We start from the raw sequence: 21,256 nt of genomic DNA on the forward strand, positions 1-21,256 counted from the left end.
CCGCGGCGCGGCGCAGCAATGCGCCCGGCGCCATCTGGCATTCGGCTGCACTGCAGCATGACGGCCGTATCCGCCGCCCGCTCTACGCCGCCCACCGGCCGCGATTGTTCTCGGCGAGAATGGGCCGGATCAGCCGGCCAAAACGCTCGGCCTCCTCGTCATGCAGATAGCCGGACAGGCAGAACGAGTGGCAGCCGGCGTCGATGAATTGCTGCAGCGTATCGGCGCACTGGACGGGATTGCCGACGACGGCAATGCCGGCGCCGGGGCGGACTTTTGTGATGCCGGTCCACAGATGCGGCAGCAGGAGATCGCCATGCTCGCGGGCGAGCTGCTGCACCCGCTGGTTCGCTTCCGATTTGTTGTACAGCGTTTTCATTTCCTGCTTCTGCCGCTCGGTCGCATGCCGCACCAGTTGATCGGCGGCCTCCCAGGCGTCCGCCTCGTTCTCGCGGCAGATCACCTGAAGGCGCATGCCGAAGCCGATGTCGTTCTCGCGGCCATGCGCGCGCGCCATCTCCCTGATCTCGGCGATATTCGAGGCGATCTTTTCCGGCAGATCGCCCCAGAACAGATGCACATCGGAATGTTTGGCCGATATTTCCCAGGCCTGGCGCGAGCCGCCGCCGAGATAGAATTTTGGAAACGGCTGCTGGTGCGGGCGCGGGCGGATGTGCGCGCCAGACAGTTTGTGAAACTTGCCTTCGAAATTCACCGGCCCGCGCGTCGTCCACAGCGCCTTCAGGATCGAGACTTCCTCTTCCATCAATTCGTAGCGCGCTTCCTTCGGATAACGGACGCCCTCGCCTTCGACCTCGCTTTCGTTCTGACCGGCGATCAGATTGATGCAGATCCGCCCGCCCGACATTTGGTCGAAGGTCGAGATCATCTTCGCCAGCAGCACCGGATTGATGTAGCCGGGCCGCGCCGCGATCAGCGGCTTGATCGACGACGAGCGCGCCGCCATGAACGCGCCCGTGATCCAGGCTTCCCAGCACACGGAACCGACCGGGATCAGGAGATATTCGAAGCCGGCCTTCTCCGCCGCCTGCACCACGCGGTCGCACAGTTCAGGAGACCCCGGAATCTGCGCTTCCATCAGGCCATAGGCCGTGGTGTCGCCATGCGTGGGCAGATACCAGCCGAATTCGAGCGGACGCATGAACGCTTCTCCCTTGACGTGTTCTTTGGCGCGCTTGTTGCTTGATCGTCGTGGGAATCAGTCTAGCGTCTGCTGGGCCCGGGGCAATCGGGTTCGCCCGCAGCACGGTTTCGCCCGCATTGCGTCAACACAGGGATAGCAGCCATGTCACCGGTTTCACTGCTCCTCAATGTGATCTGGGTCGTTCTCGGCGGCGCGTGGATGGCGTTCGGCTGGCTGGTCGCGTCCGTCGTCATGGCGATCACGATCATCGGCATTCCCTGGGCGCGGGCCGCATTCAATATCGCGGCCTACACCTTGTTCCCGTTCGGCTTCACCGCGGTCTCGCGCGATGCCTATACGGGCCAAGAAGATATCGGCACCGGGCCGCTCGGGGTGATCGGCAACCTCATCTGGCTGATACTGGCAGGATGGTGGCTGGCGCTCGGGCATGTGGTGACGGCCGTGCTGCTGGCTGTGACCATCATCGGCATTCCGTTTGCCTGGGCACACCTGAAGCTTGCCGGCATCGCGCTATGGCCGATCGGCAAGATCATCGTTCCCGCGAACTAAGTTCGGCGCAGCCTTACGGCTATCCCGAGGCCACTGTTTCCGCCGGTTTCAACCGCTCGAATTCGGCGTCGCTGATCTCGGTCTGGGCCACCAGCACACTGCAGCGCAGGCGCTTGACCAGATAGCTGCCGATCGAGCCGAACCAGCGTGCCAGCGTCCCCTGCGGGCGATGCCCGACTACGACGAGATGCGCGCCGATTTCTTCGGCGACCTCGGCAATTTTCTGCCCGGCATCGCCGACCTCGAGCCGCACGGTCGGCGAAAATCCCAGCGCCTTCAGCCGCTCGGCGCCTTCGTTCAGGATGGCCTTGTAATCCTCGGTCTGCAGCTCGATCGGGATCGTAAGCCCGGCCTCGGGCGTCATGATCGAGGAGACCTCGACGACGGCGAGCAAAAAGACCTCGGAACGGCAGAGTTGTGCGAGCTTTGCGCCCTCCCGCAACGCGCGCCGCCCCTCGACCGAACCGTCATAGGCGAGAAGAACCTTCTTATACATCGGACGTCCCCATCCATGGTAGAAGATCAACGCGTCAAGACTACCACCAATTGGCGCGAGCGGATCAGAATTTTGACGGAAGGCGTGAGCCGTTTTCCTAACCCCATGGGGGTCGCTCCGGCCGGCCTGCCGGCGGGATGACCATTGTTGCGGCACATCGGTCGTCTCAAGGACAGATATAGCCAGCGCCGCTCGGATTCTTGAAGCAGCCGACCGATTCCGGAAGCAGGTGCTTGGGCAGCCACAGCACGACTTCGGGGAAGAAGATGCAGAACGCGATCGCGGCCAGGAACACGATGTAGATGGGGAGCGACGCCAGCATCGCCCGGCCGAAACGCACCCCGACAAATTTCGATGCCATCAGCAGCGCAAGCCCGTAAGGCGGCGTGATCAGCCCGAACGCCAGCGTAACGATGATGACGACGCCCATATGCACCGGATTGATATCGGCGTTCTTGGTTAGATCGTCGATGATGGGCATGAATATGATGATCGCAGGGATCGCGTCGATGAAGTCGCCGACCACGACGAACAAGAGGACCAGCAACAGCATGATCAGGAAGGGATCGCCGCCAGCCGCCGACGATATCCAGCCTGATACCACGGCGGGCCCCCGCAGATAGGCCAGCATCCAGCCGAACACCGATGCGGCGCCGATGGTGATGAGCGGGATGGAATAAAGCAGTCCGGTCAGCGCCATGTCGCGCGGCAAGTGCCGGTAATGCCGGCGATTGAGCAACGGGATCGCCACGAATACGATATAGGCCACGGCAATGATGCCCGCCTCGGTCGGCGTGAATTGGCCGGTGAGGATGCCGCCCATGATGATGAACGGGATCATCAGCGGCACGGCCGCCTGCTTCGTAGCAGTCGCGACCATGCCAAACGTGGCGCGCTCGCGCTTGATGCCAACGGGCCCGAAGAAGTGACTGTAGATCATCAGTCCGATGCCGACGAATACGCCGGGCGCCACGCCGGCGAGGAACAAGCCGCCGATCGAGACATTGCCGGTCGCGCCATACACCACGGCCATGATGCTGGGCGGGATGAGATTGGCCATCGTCGAGGCGGAGGCGATCAGCGCCGCCGTGAAGGCGAGATCATAGCCTTCCCGCTTCATTTCCGGCGCCAGCGTTCGCGACAGGATGGCGACGTCGGCGGCGGACGAGCCGGAGATGCCCGCGAAGAACATGCTGAAGATCGTCACCACCTGCGCCAGGCCGCCGCGCAAATGTCCGACCAGCGTTTGCGACAACGCAATCATGCGGGCAGTGACGTTTGCCGACGTCATGAGGTCGCCGACCAGCAGGAAGAACGGCACCGCAAGCAGGGCTTCGGTGTCCATTCCGTTGAAGAGCTGCGCCATCATCGAGGCGAGGCTGACCGGGGTGAACGCCGTCACCACGAGCACAGACGCAATCAGGGCAAAGGCCACCGGCACGCCCATGTAGCCGAGAAACAGAAAGAGAAATCCCATCAGGAAGATGAGCCCGCCATTGGTCGTCACAGCGCCTTCCTCTTCTCGTCGGCATCCGACAGGCCGCCGAAGCCGTTCTTCCAGCCGTTGGCGATCTGCTCGATGGTAAAAAGGGCGATCAGCACACCGCACAGCGGAATGGCTGCGTACAGGCTCGCCAATGGCGTCATCGACGGCATGCGCAGGCTCTTGAAGCCATCCAGAAAGTTCAAATACCCGAAGTAGATCATGCAGAGGGCGACGCCGAGCACCACCAGCCGGTTGAACGTCTCGAAGAACAGCCGCGTGTTGCCGGTGAGCGATTCCGCCAGCACGGCAAGATAGAGATGATCGTTGCGCCGCGTCGCCGCGCCCACGCCGAGGAAGATACCATAGATGAAAAACGTCATCGTCGCTTCCTGGAGCCAGAGCCAGGGATGACCGATGGTGCGGGTAACGATGTCGCACATTACCAGGACGGAGAACCCGGTGATGGCGACGCCGCAGAGAATCATCAGAACCTGCTCGAGCCAGTCCAGCGCGCGCCACTTCAGGTGACGCTGCTCCTCCAGGACGAGGCTATTGAATCCGGGCATGTCGATTCTCTGATCCGCAAGGCACTGGCACTGCGGGCAGCCGCCGGCTGCCCGCATATGAGCCGCCAGCTATTGGACGTTGCGCACCATACCGAGGACCTTGACGGCGTTCGGTCCGAGATCGGCCGCCAGCTTGTCCTGGATCGGCTTGCTGATCGCCATGAAGCCGCTCTTGTCGACGCTCTTGACGACCTTGACGCCGATCTTTTCGAGCTTCGCCTGCGCGTCGTGTTCGAGCTTGAAGGCCTGGGCCGGCTCGTTCCTGCTGACCTCGTCGGCGGCCGCCTGCACCCACTTCTTCTGCTCGTCGGTGAGACTGCTCCATACCTTGTCGCTGACGAACAATGCGGCATTGTTCGCTTCGTGCTCGGTGAGCGAGAGCACGGGGGCGGGTTCGTAGTGCTTGTTGACGAGATAGTTGTTGATGCCGTTTTCGGCCATGTCGACGACGCCGGTCTGCAGCGAGGTGTAGACTTCGCCGAACGGCATGTGCACGACCTGAGCGCCATACGCCGGGAAGAGCGTATCTTCGGTGACGGTCGCCTGCACCCGAACCTTGACGCCCTTGAGGTCGGCGACCGCCTGCACCGGCTTCTTGCCGTACATGTGCCGCAGGCCCTGCGAGCCGAGCCCCAGCATGTGCGCGCCCTTCATCTTGGCCGCGTATAATTCCTTCATCGCCGCGATGACGGCGGGATCGCCGAGCACCTTGATGGCGTGCGCTTCATCGCGGAAGATATAGTGAAGCGAGAACACGCCCGACTCCGGCTGCGCGGTCGAGGCATTGGCGGTCGACAGCATCACGAAATCGATGTCGCCGGTTTGGACTTTTTGCAGGGTCTGCGCCTCGGTACCGAGCTGGGCGCCGGGATATTGGTTGATCGAGAGCGTGCCCTTGCTCAACTCCAACAGCTTCTTGTTGAACATTTCGGCGCCGATACCGTAGCCGCTGTTCTTCGGCTGGTCGTAGGCGAACGAGAATTCGCGCTTTTGCGCCGACGCTGGCGACGACACCATCGCAATGGCAACGCCCAGCAGAATGCCGCGCGCGAACGGCAAATACCGTGAAACGGACATTGAATTCCTCCCCTGCTTCGCCGCTTTTGCGGGCTGATTGTCGCCGCTTGCCCCCTGATAGGCCGCAGCAAGGGTCATTATGACCGAAGCTGTCCTGTTAACAAGATAGTATTTCAGATTGTATACTATTTCGGCCGATGGCACATTGGCGCCATGGCCACTGCCAAAATCTCCAAAAAGCCGCCCGCGCGCGGCGACATTGCGAAAACGTCCGGGACTGCTTTGCCCCCGGCGGCGACGCATGAGCGCGAGCCGATCGCGCATGTGATCGCCAGAAAGCTCGAGGAAGATGTCGTGCTCGGCAGGCGGCATCCGCGCGAGCGCCTGGTCGAGCAGGATCTGTGCGCGGCCTTCGACACCCATCGCGGCGACATCCGGCTGGCGCTGTTCGAACTGGAAAAGCGCGGCATCGTCGAACGCATTCCAAACCGCGGCGCGATCGTGCGCGATCTGAAGCCGCGTGAGGTGAGCGACATCTATAGTGTTCGCGAGGAACTCGAGGTGATGGCGGTGCGGATTCTGCCGTTTCCCGTGGCGCCCGCCGATATCGTCCGGCTGGAAGCCGTGCAGCGCGAGCACGGCAAGGCCGTGGATGCCGGCGACCTTCTGGCGGTGTTCCACAGCAATGTGCAATTCCACCGCGCCCTGTTCGGGCTATGCGGCAACGCTTGCCTGATCGAGACCATCGAAAATCTGGCGCAAAAGGTCTCGGGCATCCGCTCCTATGCCTACGCCAACCCGGGCGCGCTGAATGAGGCCCGCCAGGACCACATTGCCATGATCGAGGCCCTTCGGCATTCCCGCCGCGACGAGTTGATCATGCTGACAAGGCGTCACCTCAAACCGGCCGAGCAGGCCTATGTTCGCGCCTACCGCCAACGTTTCGGCGACGGCGCAGGTGCCTGACACACGGCCCAAAACGAATCCCGCAGGGCCGTTGCCCCTGCCCGGCCAATCGGCTAAATGAAGCCCTGTTGCACCCGTAGCTCAGCTGGATAGAGCGTTGCCCTCCGAAGGCAAAGGTCACACGTTCGAATCGTGTCGGGTGCGCCACTCTACGATTTTGCGCGATATCGTTGCCGATCAGTTGCAAATGCGCGCGAAAGCCCGCGGAAGACGCCGATTGCTCCTAGCTTCGCGAAATGCTGGATCCATTTCCCGCCACGCGATGCGAGGCAGGGGGACGCACGCCTGGCTCTCACACGCAATGTCGCTCACATTGAAGGCGAAACGCGCTTGCCATCCGACCCAGTGGCGATTGCGAAAACTTTGTCGCCGATTTTCCAGACGTGGGACCCGCCCGACTGAACCACGTAGGTGTTCGCTGGGAGCGCTCGACAGAATTCGACGTAGGTCATGCTGCCGTCCTTCACCCCTTGTATGGGGTCTTTGATGAACGCAGGCCGCCACGCCCCTCATTAGAGAGAGCGCCGTCGCTGGACGGCGCGCCACGCTCCGCAACGCGAGAGAGCGCAATCACCCGATCGAGCCGCGCATGAAGGTCGGTAAGCATCTCCGCGCCGAGGGGCTTCTTGATTTGCTCAAGAACCCGCTTCCACACGGGAAAGATCGTTTCAATCATGCGCTCACCGGACCGCGTGATGACGACGATTTTTGTGCGAGCATCTTCCGGGGACCGCGCCACACGTAAGAGCCCGGCACGTTCGAGCGGTCGGATGCTTCGCGTCAGGGTAGTGCGATCCATCAGCAGTGCCTGTGCGAGCTTGTTCATAGGCGCACCCGAATCTCCGAACAGCGCGGCGGTCGCGATGACGGGCAGTTGCGACGAGAGCAGTCCGAAAGGCGCTAGCTCGTCGTCGAAGAGCTTTGCGAGGACACGCGAGGCTTGCCGCACGCGGAGAGCGGGGCACTCCACGGCCATCGTTCGTGCTAGCTGAGCGAATTCAGCCATGAAACGTGCATACGCATCAGAATTATCTGCCGATCACTTGAGGTTGAAAGCAGAATTCTTGACAGGCGGTTAGCTTAGTAAACATTATAGATGCATATGCAACTGATGTCCAGAGCCTTGCCGGCCCGCCAAATTCATCACGTTCGAACTAACAGAGCGAGGCTCCCGCCATGTCAATGTTCAACACTTCAATTCCAGTATTCGAGGTCGGTCTCAACACGCTGTCGACGCTCCTCGACAAGGCCGAGGCCTATTCCAGGGCGAAGGGCATTGATCCCGCAGTGCTTCTCAATACGCGCCTCTTTCCCGACATGTTCGCATTCTCTCAGCAAGTGCAGAGCGCTTGCGACCAGGCCAAGAACGGGGGCGCGCGGCTCGCCGGTCTTGAGCCGCCAAGATACGAGGACAATGAGAAGACGATCGCTGAACTCAGGAATCGCATTGCAAAAACGATCGATTTCATAAAGACGCTCGACCCGCAGGGCATCGACACGGCTGCCGAACGCGAAATCACGTTCCCGCTCGGCCCGAGCAACAAGGGGCACATGCGAGGTATCGACTATCTCAACCACTTCGCACTGCCCAACTTCTACTTTCACCTGACCACGGCCTACGACATTCTCCGGCACTGTGGCGTCGAGATCGGCAAGCGTGATTTCCTCGGCGCCATCCCGATGAGAATCTCGTGAGACATCATAAGAAAGAGGCCCAGCCGCAGCGTCCTCTCGCGGCACGGCCTGTGGCGCAGCTTCGAGGCGGTTAAGTTCGCTACCTGCAGTGGGTCGACTGGCGCAGCTACCGGAGGGTCATGCAGCCACTACTGTCGGATAGGGTGGCGTAGCATCGCCGTCCCTTTCGTGCAGTGGAGCGCTTCATCATAGCGTCACGGCGAAGCAGTAGTGCCCATCTTCACCGGCCGTGGCGCGCCAGTCTACCGCCAGATCGAAAGCTAACTGGCAGATCACCACTGAAGCATGGCTCTCCGGAAAGGCATCAGTCGCGGTTCTACCGGCCAAGTTCACGTTCCGCCTCCGCCAAGGCGTGCGGCTCGACCAGCAGGCCTTGTCGTTCATAGCGGCCCCGGGTCTTGCTGAAGCGTACCACCACGGCATGCCTCGGGCTCTTTGCCTTCACCCGGCGCGTGAGCAGTGCATTCCCGGCCCCCAAAAATTCAAGATCGGCGAGACCTGTGCATCGCAGGCATGCCGGGCCGGGGCTTTCCATGATGAGAAGATCGCCCGTTCCGCCGCATCGGTGGCATTTCCAGGTATCGTTCAGTGGTTGGATCACCACAAGCTCGGGCGCACGGCTCGCCATCTCCGCCAAACGCTCCCGTTTTCTCTGCGAAAGCTCGCCCGAGATCCAATGGGTGCGGTACAACCTTTCGATCGTCGGATTCCCGCTCTTGCTGAAGCGCAGCGTCTGCCGTGACGGTGTCCGCGCAACATAATGCGTCTCGCTTGGGGTCAGCCCTTTCGCGGTTGCCCACGACCGAAACAGCTTCATGGCCTGCGAAATGCGCGGCAGATTGGTCTGCATGACGCGCTCGAGATAGTCGACCTGCCCCTGCCGCCAACGTTTGAGTGCTCCGGGATCGAGCCATCCGATCCCGACCAGCACGTCGACGGGGCTCACATACTTCTGGGCTGCGAGCGTCGCCTCAGCCGCTCTGATCACGCGGTCGTTGAGTTTGTTGCGGTTCTCCGGATGCATGTCCGCCCTCTCGGCGTGCCGTGGTCATCAGGATGGAGTCCGGCGCCCGATGCCGCGTCAACCGGCGAGCCCAAGGTCAGCTCTCCGACGATGGAGTCGATCCGGCATTGGCTTGCATGGGCGCGCGCGCATAGGCCTCCGGGATAATAATCGAGGGATCGGCCGGGTCCAGCGCATCGTGCGTGACCACCGTACCCACGAGTGCTGTCGCGGCAAGATCGAAGTCGGTCTTCTGTGGCGAAGCGAGCGAGACCTGCACCTGCGTCCGATACAAAACGTAGGCCGCAAGCAACGCCTGGACCATCGCGGTGAACAGGAACAAGGCGCGTGGCCCTTCCGCCGACATGAAGGCAGCGGCAATGAGCGGTCCGACCACTGAACCGAGGCCGTTGGTGAGCAGGATTGTGGCGGCGATCGGTACCACATCACTCGCTGGGGTCTTGTCATAGGCATGAGCCGCGGCAAGCGAATAGCCGGGCAGCGCGAGCGCCCCAAAGAGAATGCCGAATAGCAGCAGCATCATTCCGGATGCGGAGATCAGCCACGAGACAACGCCCGCGGCGGCTGCTCCGATCAAGAGAACGAGCAGCACCAGGCGGCGATCGATGCGGTCGGACAGACGGCCTACCGGCCACTGGACGATCGCTCCTGCCAGCACCGCCGTACTCATGAACAGCGCCACCTGATCGATGCTGAGGCCGCTACCCGCGGCCGACAGCGGCGCAAGGCCCCAGAATGCACCGTTAGCTGCGCCGATCATGAAACTTGCGACCAGCGCGACGGGTGCCGCGCGGTATAGCTGTCCGACGCGAAAGCTGACGGTGGTAATCGGTGCTGGTTGCGCCGCACGGGTCAGGGCCACCGGAACGATGGCCAACGAGGAAAGCATGGCGGCCACCATGAAGTTCCCAGCCTCAGCGATCGGATAAAGCGTTACCAGAGCCTGACCGAATGTGATGGCGCCATAATTGACCACCACGTAGGCCGACAGCACGAGCCCGCGATTCTCGTTGGAGGCGCGATCGTTGAGCCAGCTCTCGACCACCAGGTAGAGACCGGCGAGGCAGAGGCCGGTTACGCCGCGGAAAGCTATCCAGGCCACGACCACCGGCGCGAGCGCGTAGGCAAGCGCGACGGCCGCCGCCACCGCCACCATCGCTGTAAAAGCGCGAATGTGTCCCGCGCGCTGGATCAGATAAGGCGCGAGCAGACAGCCGCTGACGAAGCCGACGTAATAGGCCGAGCTGATGACACCGAGTGCAAGATCGTCAAAACCTTCCGCGCTGCCGCGCAACGGCAGCAACGTGAATTGCAGGCCGCTGCCTGCCAGCAGGAACGCGAGCCCCAGGAGCAACGACACGATCGGGCGCAAGGTCTTCGGCATCCGGATCGACCCAACAGTCATCAGAGTCCAGATTCATTGAATCCACAATGTGTTGATAAGGCAGCAGATCATAAGAAGTTTCGCGCCCAGCAGCGACCCGATCCTGGCAAACTCACGGATGAAATCTGGGCGTTCATGGCTGAGGCCCTGCGCCTGCCGCAAGGCTCCGTCGTCGAAAAGGCGGCCGTGAACGTTCGACAATCGCCCGCCAAACATCGTCAAAGGTGACATGACCGTATCAGACCCGCGCGACTTTCACGCTCCGCAATCGTCCTACACCCGTGAAGAGCTGCTCAAGTCGAGCGAAGGCGGCTATTTCGGGCCGGGCAATGCTCAGCTCCCGGCACCGCCCATGCTGATGATGGACCGGATTATCGAGATCAGCGTGGATGGCGGCGAATTCGGCAAGGGCCATGTCATCGGTGAGCTCGATATCACGCCGGACCTCTGGTTCTTTGGCTGTCACTTTGCCGGCGACCCGGTGATGCCGGGGTGTCTGGGTCTGGACGCCATGTGGCAGATCATCGGCTATTGGCTCGGCTGGTCGGGTTCGCCGGGCAAAGGCCGCGCGGTCGGCGTCGGCGAGGTAAAATTCCGAGGCGACATCAAGCCAGACGTCAAGCGCGTGCGCTACGAGGTCAGTATGCGCCATGTCCGGCGCGGCAAACTGGCTGTCGGCATTGCGAACGGCCGTGTCTTTGCCGACGACACATGCGTCTATATCGCCAGGGATATGCGGGTAGGACTGATAGCGCCGGCGAGCTGATATGCAACCCAGGAAAGAAGCCCCAAGCGGGCTACCGTAAATTTCGATCGTATCACTGTCGAGGATGGCAGGTGGATCGATCGAGTTACCTATCTGGGACGGCGAAGGTAAATGGATCTCACCCACGCCGCCTGAATTCGTTAACTCCGGAGCGCCCCGCCGTCAGTTTACGGCGCAGCTTGCGGAGTGGGTTGGCGCATTGCCGGAAGCGGCCTGACAGAAAGCCTCATAATAGGCTTCCAGCTCCGTTACGGCGCGATGCTCCCACTCCCTTGCTTGCGCAAGCAGGGAACCGCTATGAAGCGGCCGGAAGGCCGCGGTCTGGCGGTACAACGATGCGATTGTGCGGTAGCGGCGAACGTTTTCCATGATGGCCAGCCCGTTCATTGCTTGGATCTCCCCATTCCCTTTCCCGAGGACGAATTTGCGGCAGAACGATTTTCGATTAGTTAGCGGGACTGGAAGAGAGCTCGTGTGGTTTCCGAACTGTTGACGGCGGGTGCGCAGGGCATGGACGCGGCTTGCCACGGCAATGCCGCCAGCATGTGCGCCAGCGGACATGCACACGGCCGCGCGCGATAACGCGCAAACTATTTTCGATGCCAAGATACAAGTTGGCCAAAGCTCGACCGGCTCACTCATTGGTGCGAACTGCCTGCAGCGAATTGCCGCTTGAGCAGATCACACCTTGCGAGCGATCGTCGGCCGAAGCGAAGGACGCGCTGCTCCCATGCCCTGCCGCTGGGATCAGCAATATGCAGGCACAGTAGGCCAGCCCGATACCGAGAAGCGATGCGAACAAGACCGCGGCGGCGGACCGCCAGGCAGCCTGCGTTCTCTGTGGTGACGACGGTGGCCTGCCGATGGTGACGAGCGACATTTGGCTTGAGCTGAGCACGGCGGGATCCTGCAGAGCGCCACCGCGCTAATGGTGCTTGTGCGCGACACCATTGACACCACTAACGGCGGCTCCGGCGTTTTCCTCGACGTTGTAGATGATGTCGACGGGCCCGGCCTTCTCGAACACCAGCGTGCCCCTCACCTTCTGGCCGATCAGGAACGGCTCCTTGAGGCCCATCAGCAGGATGCGATAGGCGCCGGGCTTGAGCTCCACGGTCTTGCCGGGCTTGATCTCGAGACCGTTCGCGAGCGGGCGCGTCTTCGCCATACCGTCCACATCGACCACCTCGTGCACCTCGATCTGGCTTGCCGCGGGCGACGTGCCGCCGATCAGACGATCCGCGGTCTTTCCCTTGTTGGTGATGGTGAGATAGCCGCCCGCGATATTGGAATCCTTCGGGGTCGGGCGCGACCAGGGATGGCCAATGTCGAGCGCGCCGGCCTTGTACTCGTGCGCGCCGGCGCTGGTCGCAATGAACAAACTCGCTGCGACAAAAATAGCCGCGGTGACAAACACAAAGATATCTCTGACGATGGTTGTCATAATTGTCCTACTCCGATACGCGCGCTGGACCGTGAAGCGTGTAGAGAATCAATCAGACGCGATTGCGGCTGGCGCTCGCCGTGATTACGGCCGCTGCCGGACTTGATTGCGGCTGCTGCGTTGCGACGCGAGCGACCCCGGGCATACAACCAAGCAACTGAGTGCACCTCTTTCGCCATTCGCCCAACACGCGACAGCCACACAGACGCCGCGCCCGCGATGGCGCGTTCGCTTTTCCGCTTCGCTTCGGTCGCCAGCCAGCCGCGCTTCTCGCAAGATCCAGTCAATCTCGCGCCCGATTGCGATGGCTAATCGCCGGACAGTGAGTACAGGGGGCGTATGTGTGTGCGTATCTTAGACGGCCAGCGGCCGGCATCTTTTCATCCATGATATTTTTTCTCGCTGCTCCCGCAGCAGCGCATCATCCGGGCGGCGGCGGCAATACCGGCAGTGGCGGCCCCATCAACACCATCTCGGCCGACACGCTTTCCGAAGGACTGATCGCCGCATCGATCCGCTATGAATTCATCAGGCTGGGCCAACTCAGCGATGCTGACCTGCTCGCCGCAGCAACCCGGGGCACGCACGCGCATTCGATCCGCTCGATCGACAGTGTCTCGCTTTCGGTGGCCTACGGCATCACCAACGACCTGACCGTTGCCGTTCGCGCAGCCGGCGTGCGGCGCTCGGATATCCGCGAGCCCGGGGGGGACATGCTGAGCGGCGGCCACATGGGCATTATGGATGCGAGCGACATGAGCAGCCTGATGGGATCCGACAGCATCAACAAGCGCGGCAACTCGGCGGGGTTCGGCGACGTCACCATGCTCGGGCAGTATCGTTTCCACAGCAACGCGCAGAGCGGGACGTCGGCCGCCGTGCTGTTCGGCTTCAAGGCGCCGACCGGCAGCACCAACCAACGCGACGCGGCCGGCCAGCTTTTTCAGGCCGAGTTTCAACCGGGCTCGGGTTCGTGGGACGGCCTGTTCGGCGCCGCCTTCACCAAGCGCGCCGGCCGCTGGTCGTTCGACGTGAGCGGCCTCTATTACCTGATCAGCACGGGCACGCAGGACACCAATCTCGGCGACCGTTTTCTGTTCGGCACCGCCGTGTCGTATCGGCTGGTCGGGCCGACCGGCTCCGCGAAAGAGGTGGAGCTGCACGAGTACTGCATGCAGCCTCGCAATCAGTTGCAGGAGCATTGTCTCTATCACGCCAACCACGACCACAGCGACATGAAGAAGACGCCCTACACGCTCGACCTCGTTCTCGAGCTCAATGGCGAGTGGCACGACAAGCAGCGCATCGCCGGCATTCCGGATCCCAATTCAGGCGGCACCACGGTCTATCTGTCGCCCGGCGTGCGGGTGGGCTTCGATCGTTTTTCGGGCTTCGTCTCAGTCGGCGTGCCGGTCATCAACCAGCACAACGGCATTCAGTCCAAGCCGGACTATCGCGTGCTCACGGGGATCGGGGCGCGGCTGAATTGAACGCTGAGATCGAGAGCCGCCGCTTGTCCGTCATGGCCGGGCTTGTCCCGGCCATCCACGTCTTTGTTGGTGCAGCATGGGAAGACGTGGATGCCCGGGACAAGCCCGGGCATGACGATGAAGCCAGCGCCCACTCTCACGCCGCCCGAACGTTGCCGAGGAATTTGCCGGTTTCAGTTTTGAGCTGCTCGGATTGCGACGTCAGTTGACCGGCGGCATTGAGCACGAGGCTCGCGGCTGCGTCGACCTTGCTCGAAGCTTCGCGCACGCCCGTGATGTTTTGCATCACCTCTTGGGCGCCTTGCGCCGCCTGCTGCACGCTGCGGGCGATCTCGTTGGTCGCAGCGCCCTGCTCTTCGACGGCGGCCGCAATGGAGCCTGCGATCTCGTTCATTTGCCCGATCGTGGTGCCGATCTCGCGGATTGCATTAACCGTCGAACCGGTCGCATCGCGAATTTCCTGGATCTGGCTGGTGATTTCGTCGGTAGCCTTGGCGGTCTGCGACGACAGCGCCTTCACCTCGTTGGCGACGACGGCGAAGCCTCTGCCGGCCTCGCCGGCCCGCGCAGCTTCGATGGTCGCGTTCAACGCCAGCAAATTCGTCTGTCCCGCGATGGTCTGGATCAGCGCCATGACCTCGCCGATCTTTTGCGACGCCTCGACCAGGCGGCCGACCATGGCCTCGGTTCGGTTGGCCTGCCCGACCGCATTCTGGGCAATCGACGAAGATTGGGTGACCTGCCGCGCGATCTCCTGGATCGAGGACGACAATTCCTCCGCCGACGCCGCAACGGTCTGGACGTTCGACGCCGTCTGCTCGGCGGCGGCCGCGACCTTCGCGCTCTGATCCGTCGTTCCCACCGCAATCGTGGACATCGACGAGGCGGAATTCTGCAACTCGTCGGCGGCCGTTGCGGTGCCCCGGATCACCCCGCCGATGCTGCGCTCGAATTCGTCGGCGATGCGGGACAGAACCGCTTGCCGCTCCTCGGCAGACCGCGTCTTCATCGCTTCCTGTTCGGTGCGCAGCCGCGTGGTTTCGACCAGATGATTCTTGAAGACCTGGAGGCTTCGCGCAATCCGGCCGATCTCGTTGGTCCGGTCGACGAACGGAATCTCAGCCGCAAGGTTGCCCTTGGCCAGTTCGTCCATCGCCGAGCAGGTTCTGTTGAGCGGAACGACCATGCCGCGGCCGAGCCAGAATGCCGAGAAGGCCGCGATTGCCAGCCCGGCCAGCCCGGCGATCCCGGCCCAGATCATCCGACTGAAGACCACCGCGTCGATGTCGTCGACATAAACGCCGGCCTGGATCGCGAGAGGCTTGTCGCCTGTGCCAAACGCCCCGACATAGGCGATCTTGCGAAGTTCGGCGCCGCCGGCGGAGCGGGGCGCCAGATATTCGACAAAGCCGCCGCCGGCGCGCGCGGCCCGCACGATGTCCTGGATCAACAGTTTGCCGCTCTTGTCCTTGAACTCCCAGCGGTTGACGTTGATGTATTTCGGATTGACGTGCACATAGGTGACGCCGGCATCGGCGCTTCCGGTGCCGTACACGCCGATGTAGTCGGCGTGTTCGCCCCAGCGCATGGCGCCGATCGAAGCAAAGGCCATCTGACGCGCCCGGTCAGGCTCGATCTTGCCGGCCTTGGCCTCACCTTCGTACTGGGCGAGGATCTTCGTCGCGGACTCGACAAGATTGCGGACCGTGGTGCGCCGCTCGGCCAGCACCGCATCGCGCAGCACCAGGATCTGCAGGGCGGAGACGGCCAGCAGCACGATCGTCAGCGCTGCAATGACCATCGCAAAGCGCTGATAGACGGTGAGGTTACGCATCCGCTTGTCCTTCCTGTCGGTTGCGAAAGCGTAGCAATTCAACGTTAACCGACGGTTATCGGCGGATCCTTCCGGCATGACGCCCGGCTATGCGCGTCGGCTTCAAAGTTGAGCAAGCCGTCACGCCGCGCCGCTGCCAAATCGCGCTTGAAATCATCACGCCAGGGCGACACAATGCTGCCTGTTCCTTCATCAACCGTAATGTGCCAGTGCATCAGCGCCCCCTGACCGGCAGCATGGTGCGGCAAGAGTGACTCATAATGGCTGAAGCCGATCTCGACGTCGTCATCCGGCAAATCGCAAAAACGCAGAACAAGAGCCTGATGGCAGCCGTGAAGAAACGGCGCGACCAGATCATGGCCCGCGCGGCCAAGGCAAAGGACAAGGAGACGCGGGACCAATTCCGGCTGATCGCCAGGAGCACGATGGAGCTCGGTACGGCCGCGGCCAAGCGGCTGCAAAACTCGGCGCAAAACACCGCCGATAGTTACGCGCGGGCGATCAGGAACGCGGCCGAGGAAGCGGCTGCGGCGAAGGCGGCGAAAAAGGCTCCTAAGAAGAAAAACGCCTAGCCGCGATCGGCGCCAAGCATCGCTTTCCGATGCGGCTGTCGCCACAATAGAACTTTGGCAGCAGGAGCGCCCAAGGACCTGTCGCGCTACCCCATGAAATATCTAACCGACCGCGCGGTAGGTGCTTGGCGTTGTACCGATCAGTCGGCGAAATCGCCGGTTAAAAGTGGCGAGATCCTCGAAGCCAGCCTTGAAAGCGATCCTGGAGATCGGATCCGAGCTCTCGCGGAGCTGCCTTGCAGCGTGGTGGAGCCGCATATGCAGAATGTACTGATGCGGCGTCATTCCGGCTACTTGCTGGAACGTACGCAGAAAATGATAGGGACTCATTGCAGCTTCGCGGGCAAGCGCGTTGAGCCCCAGCCTTCCATCTGGTTGTGCATCGATACGGCGGACGACCCGGGTAATCCGCCGCTCATCGTGCGCGCTTGGAGTGCGGATAGGCGCGACTTTGTCGGCCGTCATCATCAGAACGGCGCCGGCAAGTCGGGTCGCGATTTCCTCGAGCGCTGCCCCGTCGCGCTGATCGCGGGCGACTTCAGCATCGGCGAGTAGACCAATGAGGTCGTTTGTCGGAGGCAAGCCGGCATGGTCGAATGTAGTCCTGCGTGCGCCCGGCACGCCTGCGGCAATGCTCTCGAAGAATGCTGGCGCGAAATGAAACGCGAGACACCGGTCGCCCTGCGCATGCTCATGCCCGCACTCGAAGCAGCTGCCGGCATTGCCGAGCAGAAGCGATCCCGGCACGAGCGTCGCGGCTCCAACCTGCGTCCGGTACTGAAAGCTTCCTTGCGTCACTGGCGAGATTGCCGTTTCGGCATGCTGCTCGACGAAAGCGTGATCGTGCGGCCCGTAGTCGCAGACCACGTCACGCACGCTCCAACCAGGACCAGACGCCAATACCTTAATCTTGAGTGCCATAACGCCAGAACGCATAACCTGGTTTCAGGTTCTCCAGCAGAGCGGGCAACAGGCTGTTCCGGCCAGCCCGACCAGATTTAGCAATTTTTCCCAAGCGAAAACCGGCGCCGCGCCACATCTGCAGGGCCAACCGGTCGATCCGAAACCCGCCTCAGGCTTGCACTTCAGTTTCGCGGCACCGGCCCGTGGCAGTGAGCAAGTTCCATGCGGCGACCTTTGATTGATCCCGATGGGTGGATATCGGATCGAGGCTCACGGTGAGGCCAACCGTTGGAGTCAGAGGAGGCTACGATGACATCTGCGCACACCACAAATGCTCAAGCGCCAAGCTCGCTTGCCACATCATTTGCTCGCGTGCTCCACGCCGATGGCCCGGATCCAGAGCGCAAGGCCAAGCTGGAACTATATTCGTGGCTCGTCGGTCAATGGGAGATGGACGTCACCACAATACTTGAGGACGGGTCCACCCATGCCGGTCACGGTGAGATTCACGCAGGCTGGATATTGCAGGGCCGCGCCATACAGGACGTCTGGATGATCCCGCGCCTTATGCAACGGCGCCTGGGTATTGAACAGCTTCCCGGGGCAGGAAATTGGTACGGAACGACGCTGCGCATCTACGATCCGAATCTCGATGCTTGGCGCATTCTATGGAATGACCCTGCGACCGATGTTTTCACGCAACAGACCGGCCGCGCACGAGACCGAGATATTGTGCAGGAAGGCCCGGATCCACGAGGCGGCTCGATGCGCTGGACCTTTTCCGAAATTGAACCGACGTCTTTTCATTGGACGGCGGAGCGGAGTTTGGACAACGAAAACTGGCGGAAGGAAGTCGATATTCGTGCGCGCCGCATGTGAGCTGCTTCCGGCGTGTCCAGCGACCACATCCGAAGCTTGCGTGAGGTCGTGTGCGCAGAACCCAATCCACCGCAGCTCTTGCATTCGGCTACTTCGTTGTGGGGATCGGCGCTTTCGCGGTGACCGGTCTACTCAATGAGATCGCGCTGGAGCTTGGGACGTCAGTCGCAGGTGCGGGACAGTTGATGTCCGCTTATTCGCTTGCGCTCGCGGTCGGGGCGCCGCTGCTGATGTCTCTCACGAGGCGATTTGGTCGGCGGGACTTGATTGCGGCGGGACTTGTCTTGTTTGGAGTCCTGCAGTTTGCCGCGGCGGTGGCGCCGACCTACAGCACGCTTGCAGCGGCGCGCATATTTGCAGGCCTTGCTGCTGCGATCGTCACTCCACACTCGATCGCTGCCGCCGGTCTTGCAGCTCCGCCCGGACAGAGCGGCAGAGCCATCGCCACGATGTTTCTCGGGTTCACGCTCTCGATCGTGATTGGGATACCTGCAGGAAACGCGCTCGGAGCGGTTCTTGGCTGGCGCGTAACGCTCAGCCTTGTCGGCGCAATGTCGTTCGCGAGCGCGGTGTGGGTCGCGCTCACGGTTTCAGCCAGAGTGCCGAATGCGCCGGTAGACTGGAGCGCATGGCGGCCTTTGGCGGGCAATGCAGTCATTCTATGGTTGTTGCTGACCACCGTTCTCCAGTGTGCAGGTCAATTTACACTCTATACCTACCTTGCTCCCGGCCTCAGGGACAGCCTGGGCATTGATGCGGGGGGAATCGGCCTTCTGTTTGGCTGGTTCGGGGTAGCGGGGCTTGCTGGCAATTACTTCGCGAGCCGCGTGATAGATCGCATTGGCGCTGGACGTGTGGTTGGCGCTTGCCTTGTCCTCATGATTGCAGCGTTTGCGATGTGGCCCATGGCATACGGATCGCTGGTGACTACGATGCTGGCGATCTCGATCTGGGGGCTTGGCGGCTTCGCTATTCATCCGTCTCAGCAGGCACGGCTCGTGCTCCTGGCGCCGGAGCTGGCTTCAGCCTCGGCGGCATTGAATCTGTCCGCCACGTATCTCGGGCAAATGTTCGGCAGCGCCTTTGGTGGCGGCCTGATCACTTGGTTCGGTGCGGATGCGCTCGCTTGGGGAGGAGCTGCTCTGCTTGTTGCTGCGATTGGAGCAGCATTTGCCGCTGGCCAACGGCCCGTGGCAAGAGATAACGTTGAGCAAGCCTAGCCGAAAAGACGCCAAACGAGGAAGAAGCCTAGGCTCGGTCCACTCCCAGCATCTTCATCAGCTTCAGCACCGCGCTGTCGGGCGTGGTCAGCACCGGCCGTCCCGTCGCCTCGGCGACCGCGTCAGCCGCCGGCGCCAGGCTGTACTGGGCGAGCGCGATCAGGTCGCAGTCGCGCAAGCTCCTCGCTGCTTCCACCACCAGGCGGTCATGGGTCGCGCGATCGCCGCGATCGAGCGCGGCCAACGCGCCCTCCGCCAGTTTCGGCACCAGCTCGACCCACGACGGAAACTCCGGCGGCATCGAGGCGAGCGTCGGCGGGAACGTCGACAACAGCCCGATCTTCCGGCCATGCGCGACGGCCTGCTCGATCATCGCTTCATTGGGCTTGAGCACCGGCATCGGGGCGTGGGCCCGTGCGACGGCTTCAATGCAGGGGCCGAACGCCGAGCAGGTGAACAGGATCGCATCCGATCCGGTACCGACGGCGTAGCGTCCGAGCCGGAGGAAGCGCTCGGTCATAGCATCAGTGAGCCCGCCGTCACGCGCCAGATCGGCCGACAGGCTGTCGTCGAGCAAATTCATCAGGCGGGCCTCCGGCCAAAGCCTGGCGAAGGAGGCTTCGATCGGCACAATCGAGTGCTTCAGAGCATGGATCAGGGTAATTCGCATATGGGTCAGTCTGGCTGCGGCGCAGAGGGTGTCAACCCGCCGCGCCGCGATAGTTTTTGTTTGACGCGTTTTCTTACGCGAACCGGCATCCACTTCGCTCGAAAACGCTATGCTCCCTACTTGAACGGCAGAGCGTACATCAGGCCGCCCTTGGCCCAGGTCGCGTTGAGGCCGCGATCGAGTTTTAACGGGCTCGCCTTGCCGACATTGCGCTCAAAAATCTCGCCGTAATTGCCGCTCGCCTTGATCGCCTGCAGCATCCATTTGTTGTCGAGGCCCAATCGCGAGCCGAGTTCGCCCGAAGTACCGAGCAGCCGCTGGACGGCCGGCACATTGGATTTTGCCATTTGATCGGCGTTGGCTGCGGTGACACCAAGCTCTTCCGCCTCGATCAGACCATAGTGAAGCCAGGCGATGATGTCGGTCCAGACATCGTCGCCGTTGCGGGTGAACGGCCCGAGCGGCTCCTTGCTGATGGTCTGCGGCAGCACGGTGTAATCGGCCGGATTGGAAGCCGCGGTGGTGATCGCGCCGGCGAGCGCGGAAGCGTCCTGGGTCATGGCATCGCAGCGCCCGCCAAAGAACGTCTGGTACATGGTATCGGTGCGGTCGAACACCAGCGGTTTCCATTCGATGCCGTTGGCACGGCCGTAGTCGCCGAGCGTCACTTCATGGGTCGTGCCCTGCGCGACGCAGACGGTGGCACCATTGAGGCTCTTGAGGTCCTTTACGCCGGCGTCGGCCCTTACGACAAAACCCTGGCCGTCGTAGAAATTGACCGGTCCCTGCCGCAGCCCCAGCGTCGCGCCGCGCAGATAGGTCTGCGTCGAATTGCGGTAGAGCACGTCGATCTCGCCCGACTGCAAAGCCGTGAAGCGGTTCTGCGCCGTGAGCGCGACATAGCGCACCTTGCTGGCGTCGCCGAGCACACCGGCGGCCAAGGCGCGGCAATAGTCGACGTCGAGCCCCTTGTAATTGCCCTGCGAATCCGGCGTGGAGAACCCGGCGAAGCCGATGCTGACGCCGCACACCAGCGTGCCGCGCTGTTTGACCGTATCGAGCGTTGCGGCTTGCGCCATCAAGCCCGACGCGGCGAGCAAGCCTGTAGCGATGATGATTCTCTTCATTCT

The 21,256-nt window shown here is 62.2% G+C and carries 24 protein-coding genes and 1 tRNA gene; 9 read left to right on the forward strand and 16 right to left on the reverse strand.

Annotated elements, in window-relative coordinates:
• Positions 1 to 82 precede the first annotated feature (82 nt).
• Positions 83 to 1,162, reverse strand: a complete 1,080-nt coding sequence (locus tag V1292_RS06985) for an LLM class flavin-dependent oxidoreductase (RefSeq protein ID WP_334371319.1) — start codon at positions 1,160 to 1,162, stop codon at positions 83 to 85.
• A 144-nt stretch (positions 1,163 to 1,306) separates the two neighbouring features.
• Between V1292_RS06985 and V1292_RS06990 the strand changes: the two genes are divergently transcribed.
• Positions 1,307 to 1,714, forward strand: coding sequence for a YccF domain-containing protein (locus tag V1292_RS06990; protein ID WP_334371321.1), 408 nt, complete (start codon positions 1,307 to 1,309; stop codon positions 1,712 to 1,714).
• Between the two features lie 19 nt (positions 1,715 to 1,733).
• On the opposite strand, the gene V1292_RS06995 is transcribed toward V1292_RS06990, so the two are convergent.
• From V1292_RS06995 to V1292_RS07010, 4 genes are all read right to left on the reverse strand, one after another.
• Positions 1,734 to 2,210 (reverse strand): universal stress protein, encoded by a 477-nt coding sequence (locus tag V1292_RS06995; protein WP_334371323.1) that lies wholly within the window; start codon positions 2,208 to 2,210, stop codon positions 1,734 to 1,736.
• A 166-nt stretch (positions 2,211 to 2,376) separates the two neighbouring features.
• Positions 2,377 to 3,687 (reverse strand): TRAP transporter large permease, encoded by a 1,311-nt coding sequence (locus V1292_RS07000; protein ID WP_334376964.1) that lies wholly within the window; start codon positions 3,685 to 3,687, stop codon positions 2,377 to 2,379.
• Positions 3,688 to 3,713: 26 nt separating this feature from the next.
• A complete protein-coding gene (locus tag V1292_RS07005) occupies positions 3,714 to 4,262 on the reverse strand; it encodes a TRAP transporter small permease (RefSeq protein WP_334371325.1) in 549 nt (182 codons plus the stop codon).
• A 69-nt stretch (positions 4,263 to 4,331) separates the two neighbouring features.
• Complete coding sequence (locus V1292_RS07010) at positions 4,332 to 5,339, reverse strand: TRAP transporter substrate-binding protein (RefSeq protein ID WP_334371327.1); 1,008 nt, start codon at positions 5,337 to 5,339, stop codon at positions 4,332 to 4,334.
• A gap of 153 nt (positions 5,340 to 5,492) precedes the next feature.
• Between V1292_RS07010 and V1292_RS07015 the strand changes: the two genes are divergently transcribed.
• Both V1292_RS07015 and V1292_RS07020 read left to right on the forward strand, forming a co-directional pair.
• Positions 5,493 to 6,245, forward strand: a complete 753-nt coding sequence (locus V1292_RS07015; RefSeq protein WP_334371329.1) for a GntR family transcriptional regulator — start codon at positions 5,493 to 5,495, stop codon at positions 6,243 to 6,245.
• A 70-nt stretch (positions 6,246 to 6,315) separates the two neighbouring features.
• Positions 6,316 to 6,392, forward strand: a tRNA-Arg gene (locus tag V1292_RS07020).
• Between the two features lie 316 nt (positions 6,393 to 6,708).
• Here the strand turns inward: V1292_RS07020 and V1292_RS07025 are convergent.
• Positions 6,709 to 7,251: a MarR family winged helix-turn-helix transcriptional regulator gene (locus V1292_RS07025; RefSeq protein WP_334371331.1), complete on the reverse strand. Its 543-nt coding sequence runs from the start codon at positions 7,249 to 7,251 to the stop codon at positions 6,709 to 6,711.
• 170 nt (positions 7,252 to 7,421) lie between these two features.
• Between V1292_RS07025 and V1292_RS07030 the strand changes: the two genes are divergently transcribed.
• Positions 7,422 to 7,940 carry a DUF1993 domain-containing protein gene (locus V1292_RS07030; RefSeq protein ID WP_334371333.1) on the forward strand — a complete coding sequence of 173 codons (519 nt, stop codon included), beginning with the start codon at positions 7,422 to 7,424 and terminating at the stop codon, positions 7,938 to 7,940.
• Positions 7,941 to 8,256: 316 nt separating this feature from the next.
• Here the strand turns inward: V1292_RS07030 and V1292_RS07035 are convergent, their stop codons facing one another.
• From V1292_RS07035 to V1292_RS07045, 3 genes are all read right to left on the reverse strand, one after another.
• Complete coding sequence (locus V1292_RS07035) at positions 8,257 to 8,964, reverse strand: hypothetical protein (RefSeq protein ID WP_334371334.1); 708 nt, start codon at positions 8,962 to 8,964, stop codon at positions 8,257 to 8,259.
• A gap of 76 nt (positions 8,965 to 9,040) precedes the next feature.
• Positions 9,041 to 10,369 carry an MFS transporter gene (locus V1292_RS07040; RefSeq protein WP_334371335.1) on the reverse strand — a complete coding sequence of 443 codons (1,329 nt, stop codon included), beginning with the start codon at positions 10,367 to 10,369 and terminating at the stop codon, positions 9,041 to 9,043.
• Positions 10,370 to 10,381: 12 nt separating this feature from the next.
• On the reverse strand, positions 10,382 to 10,579 hold the full coding sequence (locus tag V1292_RS07045) for a hypothetical protein (protein WP_334371337.1): 198 nt from the start codon (positions 10,577 to 10,579) through the stop codon (positions 10,382 to 10,384).
• Here V1292_RS07045 and fabA point away from each other — a divergent pair.
• Positions 10,578 to 11,114 carry a bifunctional 3-hydroxydecanoyl-ACP dehydratase/trans-2-decenoyl-ACP isomerase gene (gene fabA, locus V1292_RS07050; RefSeq protein WP_334371339.1) on the forward strand — a complete coding sequence of 179 codons (537 nt, stop codon included), beginning with the start codon at positions 10,578 to 10,580 and terminating at the stop codon, positions 11,112 to 11,114. The two genes, V1292_RS07045 and fabA, sit on opposite strands and share 2 nt — an antisense overlap.
• Before the next feature lie 162 nt (positions 11,115 to 11,276).
• Here the strand turns inward: fabA and V1292_RS07055 are convergent, their stop codons facing one another.
• On the reverse strand, positions 11,277 to 11,501 hold the full coding sequence (locus V1292_RS07055; protein ID WP_334371341.1) for a hypothetical protein: 225 nt from the start codon (positions 11,499 to 11,501) through the stop codon (positions 11,277 to 11,279).
• A gap of 538 nt (positions 11,502 to 12,039) precedes the next feature.
• On the reverse strand, positions 12,040 to 12,558 hold the full coding sequence (locus V1292_RS07060) for a copper chaperone PCu(A)C (protein WP_334371342.1): 519 nt from the start codon (positions 12,556 to 12,558) through the stop codon (positions 12,040 to 12,042).
• A 386-nt stretch (positions 12,559 to 12,944) separates the two neighbouring features.
• On the opposite strand from V1292_RS07060, the gene V1292_RS07065 reads away from it, so the two are divergent.
• Positions 12,945 to 14,048, forward strand: a complete 1,104-nt coding sequence (locus V1292_RS07065) for a transporter (protein WP_334371343.1) — start codon at positions 12,945 to 12,947, stop codon at positions 14,046 to 14,048.
• Between the two features lie 136 nt (positions 14,049 to 14,184).
• On the opposite strand, the gene V1292_RS07070 is transcribed toward V1292_RS07065, so the two are convergent.
• Positions 14,185 to 15,882 (reverse strand): methyl-accepting chemotaxis protein, encoded by a 1,698-nt coding sequence (locus tag V1292_RS07070; RefSeq protein ID WP_334371345.1) that lies wholly within the window; start codon positions 15,880 to 15,882, stop codon positions 14,185 to 14,187.
• 44 nt (positions 15,883 to 15,926) lie between these two features.
• Entirely contained in the window at positions 15,927 to 16,097 is a 171-nt protein-coding gene (locus V1292_RS07075) for a hypothetical protein (protein WP_334371347.1), read from the reverse strand.
• Between the two features lie 45 nt (positions 16,098 to 16,142).
• Here V1292_RS07075 and V1292_RS07080 point away from each other — a divergent pair, with 45 nt between their 5' ends.
• Positions 16,143 to 16,454, forward strand: coding sequence for a hypothetical protein (locus V1292_RS07080; RefSeq protein ID WP_334371349.1), 312 nt, complete (start codon positions 16,143 to 16,145; stop codon positions 16,452 to 16,454).
• A gap of 102 nt (positions 16,455 to 16,556) precedes the next feature.
• Here V1292_RS07080 and V1292_RS07085 read toward each other — a convergent pair whose 3' ends face one another.
• Entirely contained in the window at positions 16,557 to 17,390 is an 834-nt protein-coding gene (locus V1292_RS07085) for a helix-turn-helix transcriptional regulator (RefSeq protein ID WP_334371350.1), read from the reverse strand.
• Between the two features lie 276 nt (positions 17,391 to 17,666).
• On the opposite strand from V1292_RS07085, the gene V1292_RS07090 reads away from it, so the two are divergent.
• Both V1292_RS07090 and V1292_RS07095 read left to right on the forward strand, forming a co-directional pair.
• A complete protein-coding gene (locus V1292_RS07090) occupies positions 17,667 to 18,236 on the forward strand; it encodes a hypothetical protein (protein WP_334371352.1) in 570 nt (189 codons plus the stop codon).
• Between the two features lie 50 nt (positions 18,237 to 18,286).
• Positions 18,287 to 19,456 carry an MFS transporter gene (locus V1292_RS07095; RefSeq protein ID WP_334371354.1) on the forward strand — a complete coding sequence of 390 codons (1,170 nt, stop codon included), beginning with the start codon at positions 18,287 to 18,289 and terminating at the stop codon, positions 19,454 to 19,456.
• Positions 19,457 to 19,484: 28 nt separating this feature from the next.
• Here the strand turns inward: V1292_RS07095 and V1292_RS07100 are convergent, their stop codons facing one another.
• Together V1292_RS07100 and V1292_RS07105 are read right to left on the reverse strand one after the other, a co-directional pair.
• Positions 19,485 to 20,126 (reverse strand): arylsulfatase, encoded by a 642-nt coding sequence (locus tag V1292_RS07100; RefSeq protein ID WP_334371356.1) that lies wholly within the window; start codon positions 20,124 to 20,126, stop codon positions 19,485 to 19,487.
• A gap of 116 nt (positions 20,127 to 20,242) precedes the next feature.
• Positions 20,243 to 21,253, reverse strand: coding sequence for an amino acid ABC transporter substrate-binding protein (locus V1292_RS07105; RefSeq protein WP_334371358.1), 1,011 nt, complete (start codon positions 21,251 to 21,253; stop codon positions 20,243 to 20,245).
• Positions 21,254 to 21,256: the final 3 nt, after the last annotated feature.

It is taken from the genome of Bradyrhizobium sp. AZCC 1719, assembly GCF_036924525.1.
Taxonomy (GTDB): domain Bacteria; phylum Pseudomonadota; class Alphaproteobacteria; order Rhizobiales; family Xanthobacteraceae; genus Bradyrhizobium.

What these genes read in the sequence shown, in the direction of transcription:
- V1292_RS07000 (WP_334376964.1), bottom strand. Translation starts at nt 3,687, where the DNA reads ATGGGATTTCTCTTTCTGTTTCTCGGCTACATGGGCGTGCCGGTGGCC.
- V1292_RS07005 (WP_334371325.1), bottom strand. Translation starts at nt 4,262, where the DNA reads ATGCCCGGATTCAATAGCCTCGTCCTGGAGGAGCAGCGTCACCTGAAG.
- V1292_RS07100 (WP_334371356.1), bottom strand. Translation starts at nt 20,126, where the DNA reads ATGCGAATTACCCTGATCCATGCTCTGAAGCACTCGATTGTGCCGATC.
- V1292_RS07030 (WP_334371333.1), top strand. Translation starts at nt 7,422, where the DNA reads ATGTCAATGTTCAACACTTCAATTCCAGTATTCGAGGTCGGTCTCAAC.
- V1292_RS07075 (WP_334371347.1), bottom strand. Translation starts at nt 16,097, where the DNA reads ATGCACTGGCACATTACGGTTGATGAAGGAACAGGCAGCATTGTGTCG.
- V1292_RS07065 (WP_334371343.1), top strand. Translation starts at nt 12,945, where the DNA reads ATGATATTTTTTCTCGCTGCTCCCGCAGCAGCGCATCATCCGGGCGGC.
- V1292_RS07105 (WP_334371358.1), bottom strand. Translation starts at nt 21,253, where the DNA reads ATGAAGAGAATCATCATCGCTACAGGCTTGCTCGCCGCGTCGGGCTTG.
- V1292_RS07070 (WP_334371345.1), bottom strand. Translation starts at nt 15,882, where the DNA reads ATGCGTAACCTCACCGTCTATCAGCGCTTTGCGATGGTCATTGCAGCG.
- V1292_RS07015 (WP_334371329.1), top strand. Translation starts at nt 5,493, where the DNA reads ATGGCCACTGCCAAAATCTCCAAAAAGCCGCCCGCGCGCGGCGACATT.
- V1292_RS07090 (WP_334371352.1), top strand. Translation starts at nt 17,667, where the DNA reads ATGACATCTGCGCACACCACAAATGCTCAAGCGCCAAGCTCGCTTGCC.
- V1292_RS06995 (WP_334371323.1), bottom strand. Translation starts at nt 2,210, where the DNA reads ATGTATAAGAAGGTTCTTCTCGCCTATGACGGTTCGGTCGAGGGGCGG.
- V1292_RS07045 (WP_334371337.1), bottom strand. Translation starts at nt 10,579, where the DNA reads ATGTCACCTTTGACGATGTTTGGCGGGCGATTGTCGAACGTTCACGGC.
- V1292_RS07060 (WP_334371342.1), bottom strand. Translation starts at nt 12,558, where the DNA reads ATGACAACCATCGTCAGAGATATCTTTGTGTTTGTCACCGCGGCTATT.
- V1292_RS07080 (WP_334371349.1), top strand. Translation starts at nt 16,143, where the DNA reads ATGGCTGAAGCCGATCTCGACGTCGTCATCCGGCAAATCGCAAAAACG.
- V1292_RS06985 (WP_334371319.1), bottom strand. Translation starts at nt 1,162, where the DNA reads ATGCGTCCGCTCGAATTCGGCTGGTATCTGCCCACGCATGGCGACACC.
- V1292_RS07010 (WP_334371327.1), bottom strand. Translation starts at nt 5,339, where the DNA reads ATGTCCGTTTCACGGTATTTGCCGTTCGCGCGCGGCATTCTGCTGGGC.
- V1292_RS07085 (WP_334371350.1), bottom strand. Translation starts at nt 17,390, where the DNA reads ATGCGTTCTGGCGTTATGGCACTCAAGATTAAGGTATTGGCGTCTGGT.
- fabA (WP_334371339.1), top strand. Translation starts at nt 10,578, where the DNA reads ATGACCGTATCAGACCCGCGCGACTTTCACGCTCCGCAATCGTCCTAC.
- V1292_RS07025 (WP_334371331.1), bottom strand. Translation starts at nt 7,251, where the DNA reads ATGGCTGAATTCGCTCAGCTAGCACGAACGATGGCCGTGGAGTGCCCC.
- V1292_RS07055 (WP_334371341.1), bottom strand. Translation starts at nt 11,501, where the DNA reads ATGAACGGGCTGGCCATCATGGAAAACGTTCGCCGCTACCGCACAATC.
- V1292_RS06990 (WP_334371321.1), top strand. Translation starts at nt 1,307, where the DNA reads ATGTCACCGGTTTCACTGCTCCTCAATGTGATCTGGGTCGTTCTCGGC.
- V1292_RS07040 (WP_334371335.1), bottom strand. Translation starts at nt 10,369, where the DNA reads ATGACTGTTGGGTCGATCCGGATGCCGAAGACCTTGCGCCCGATCGTG.
- V1292_RS07035 (WP_334371334.1), bottom strand. Translation starts at nt 8,964, where the DNA reads ATGCATCCGGAGAACCGCAACAAACTCAACGACCGCGTGATCAGAGCG.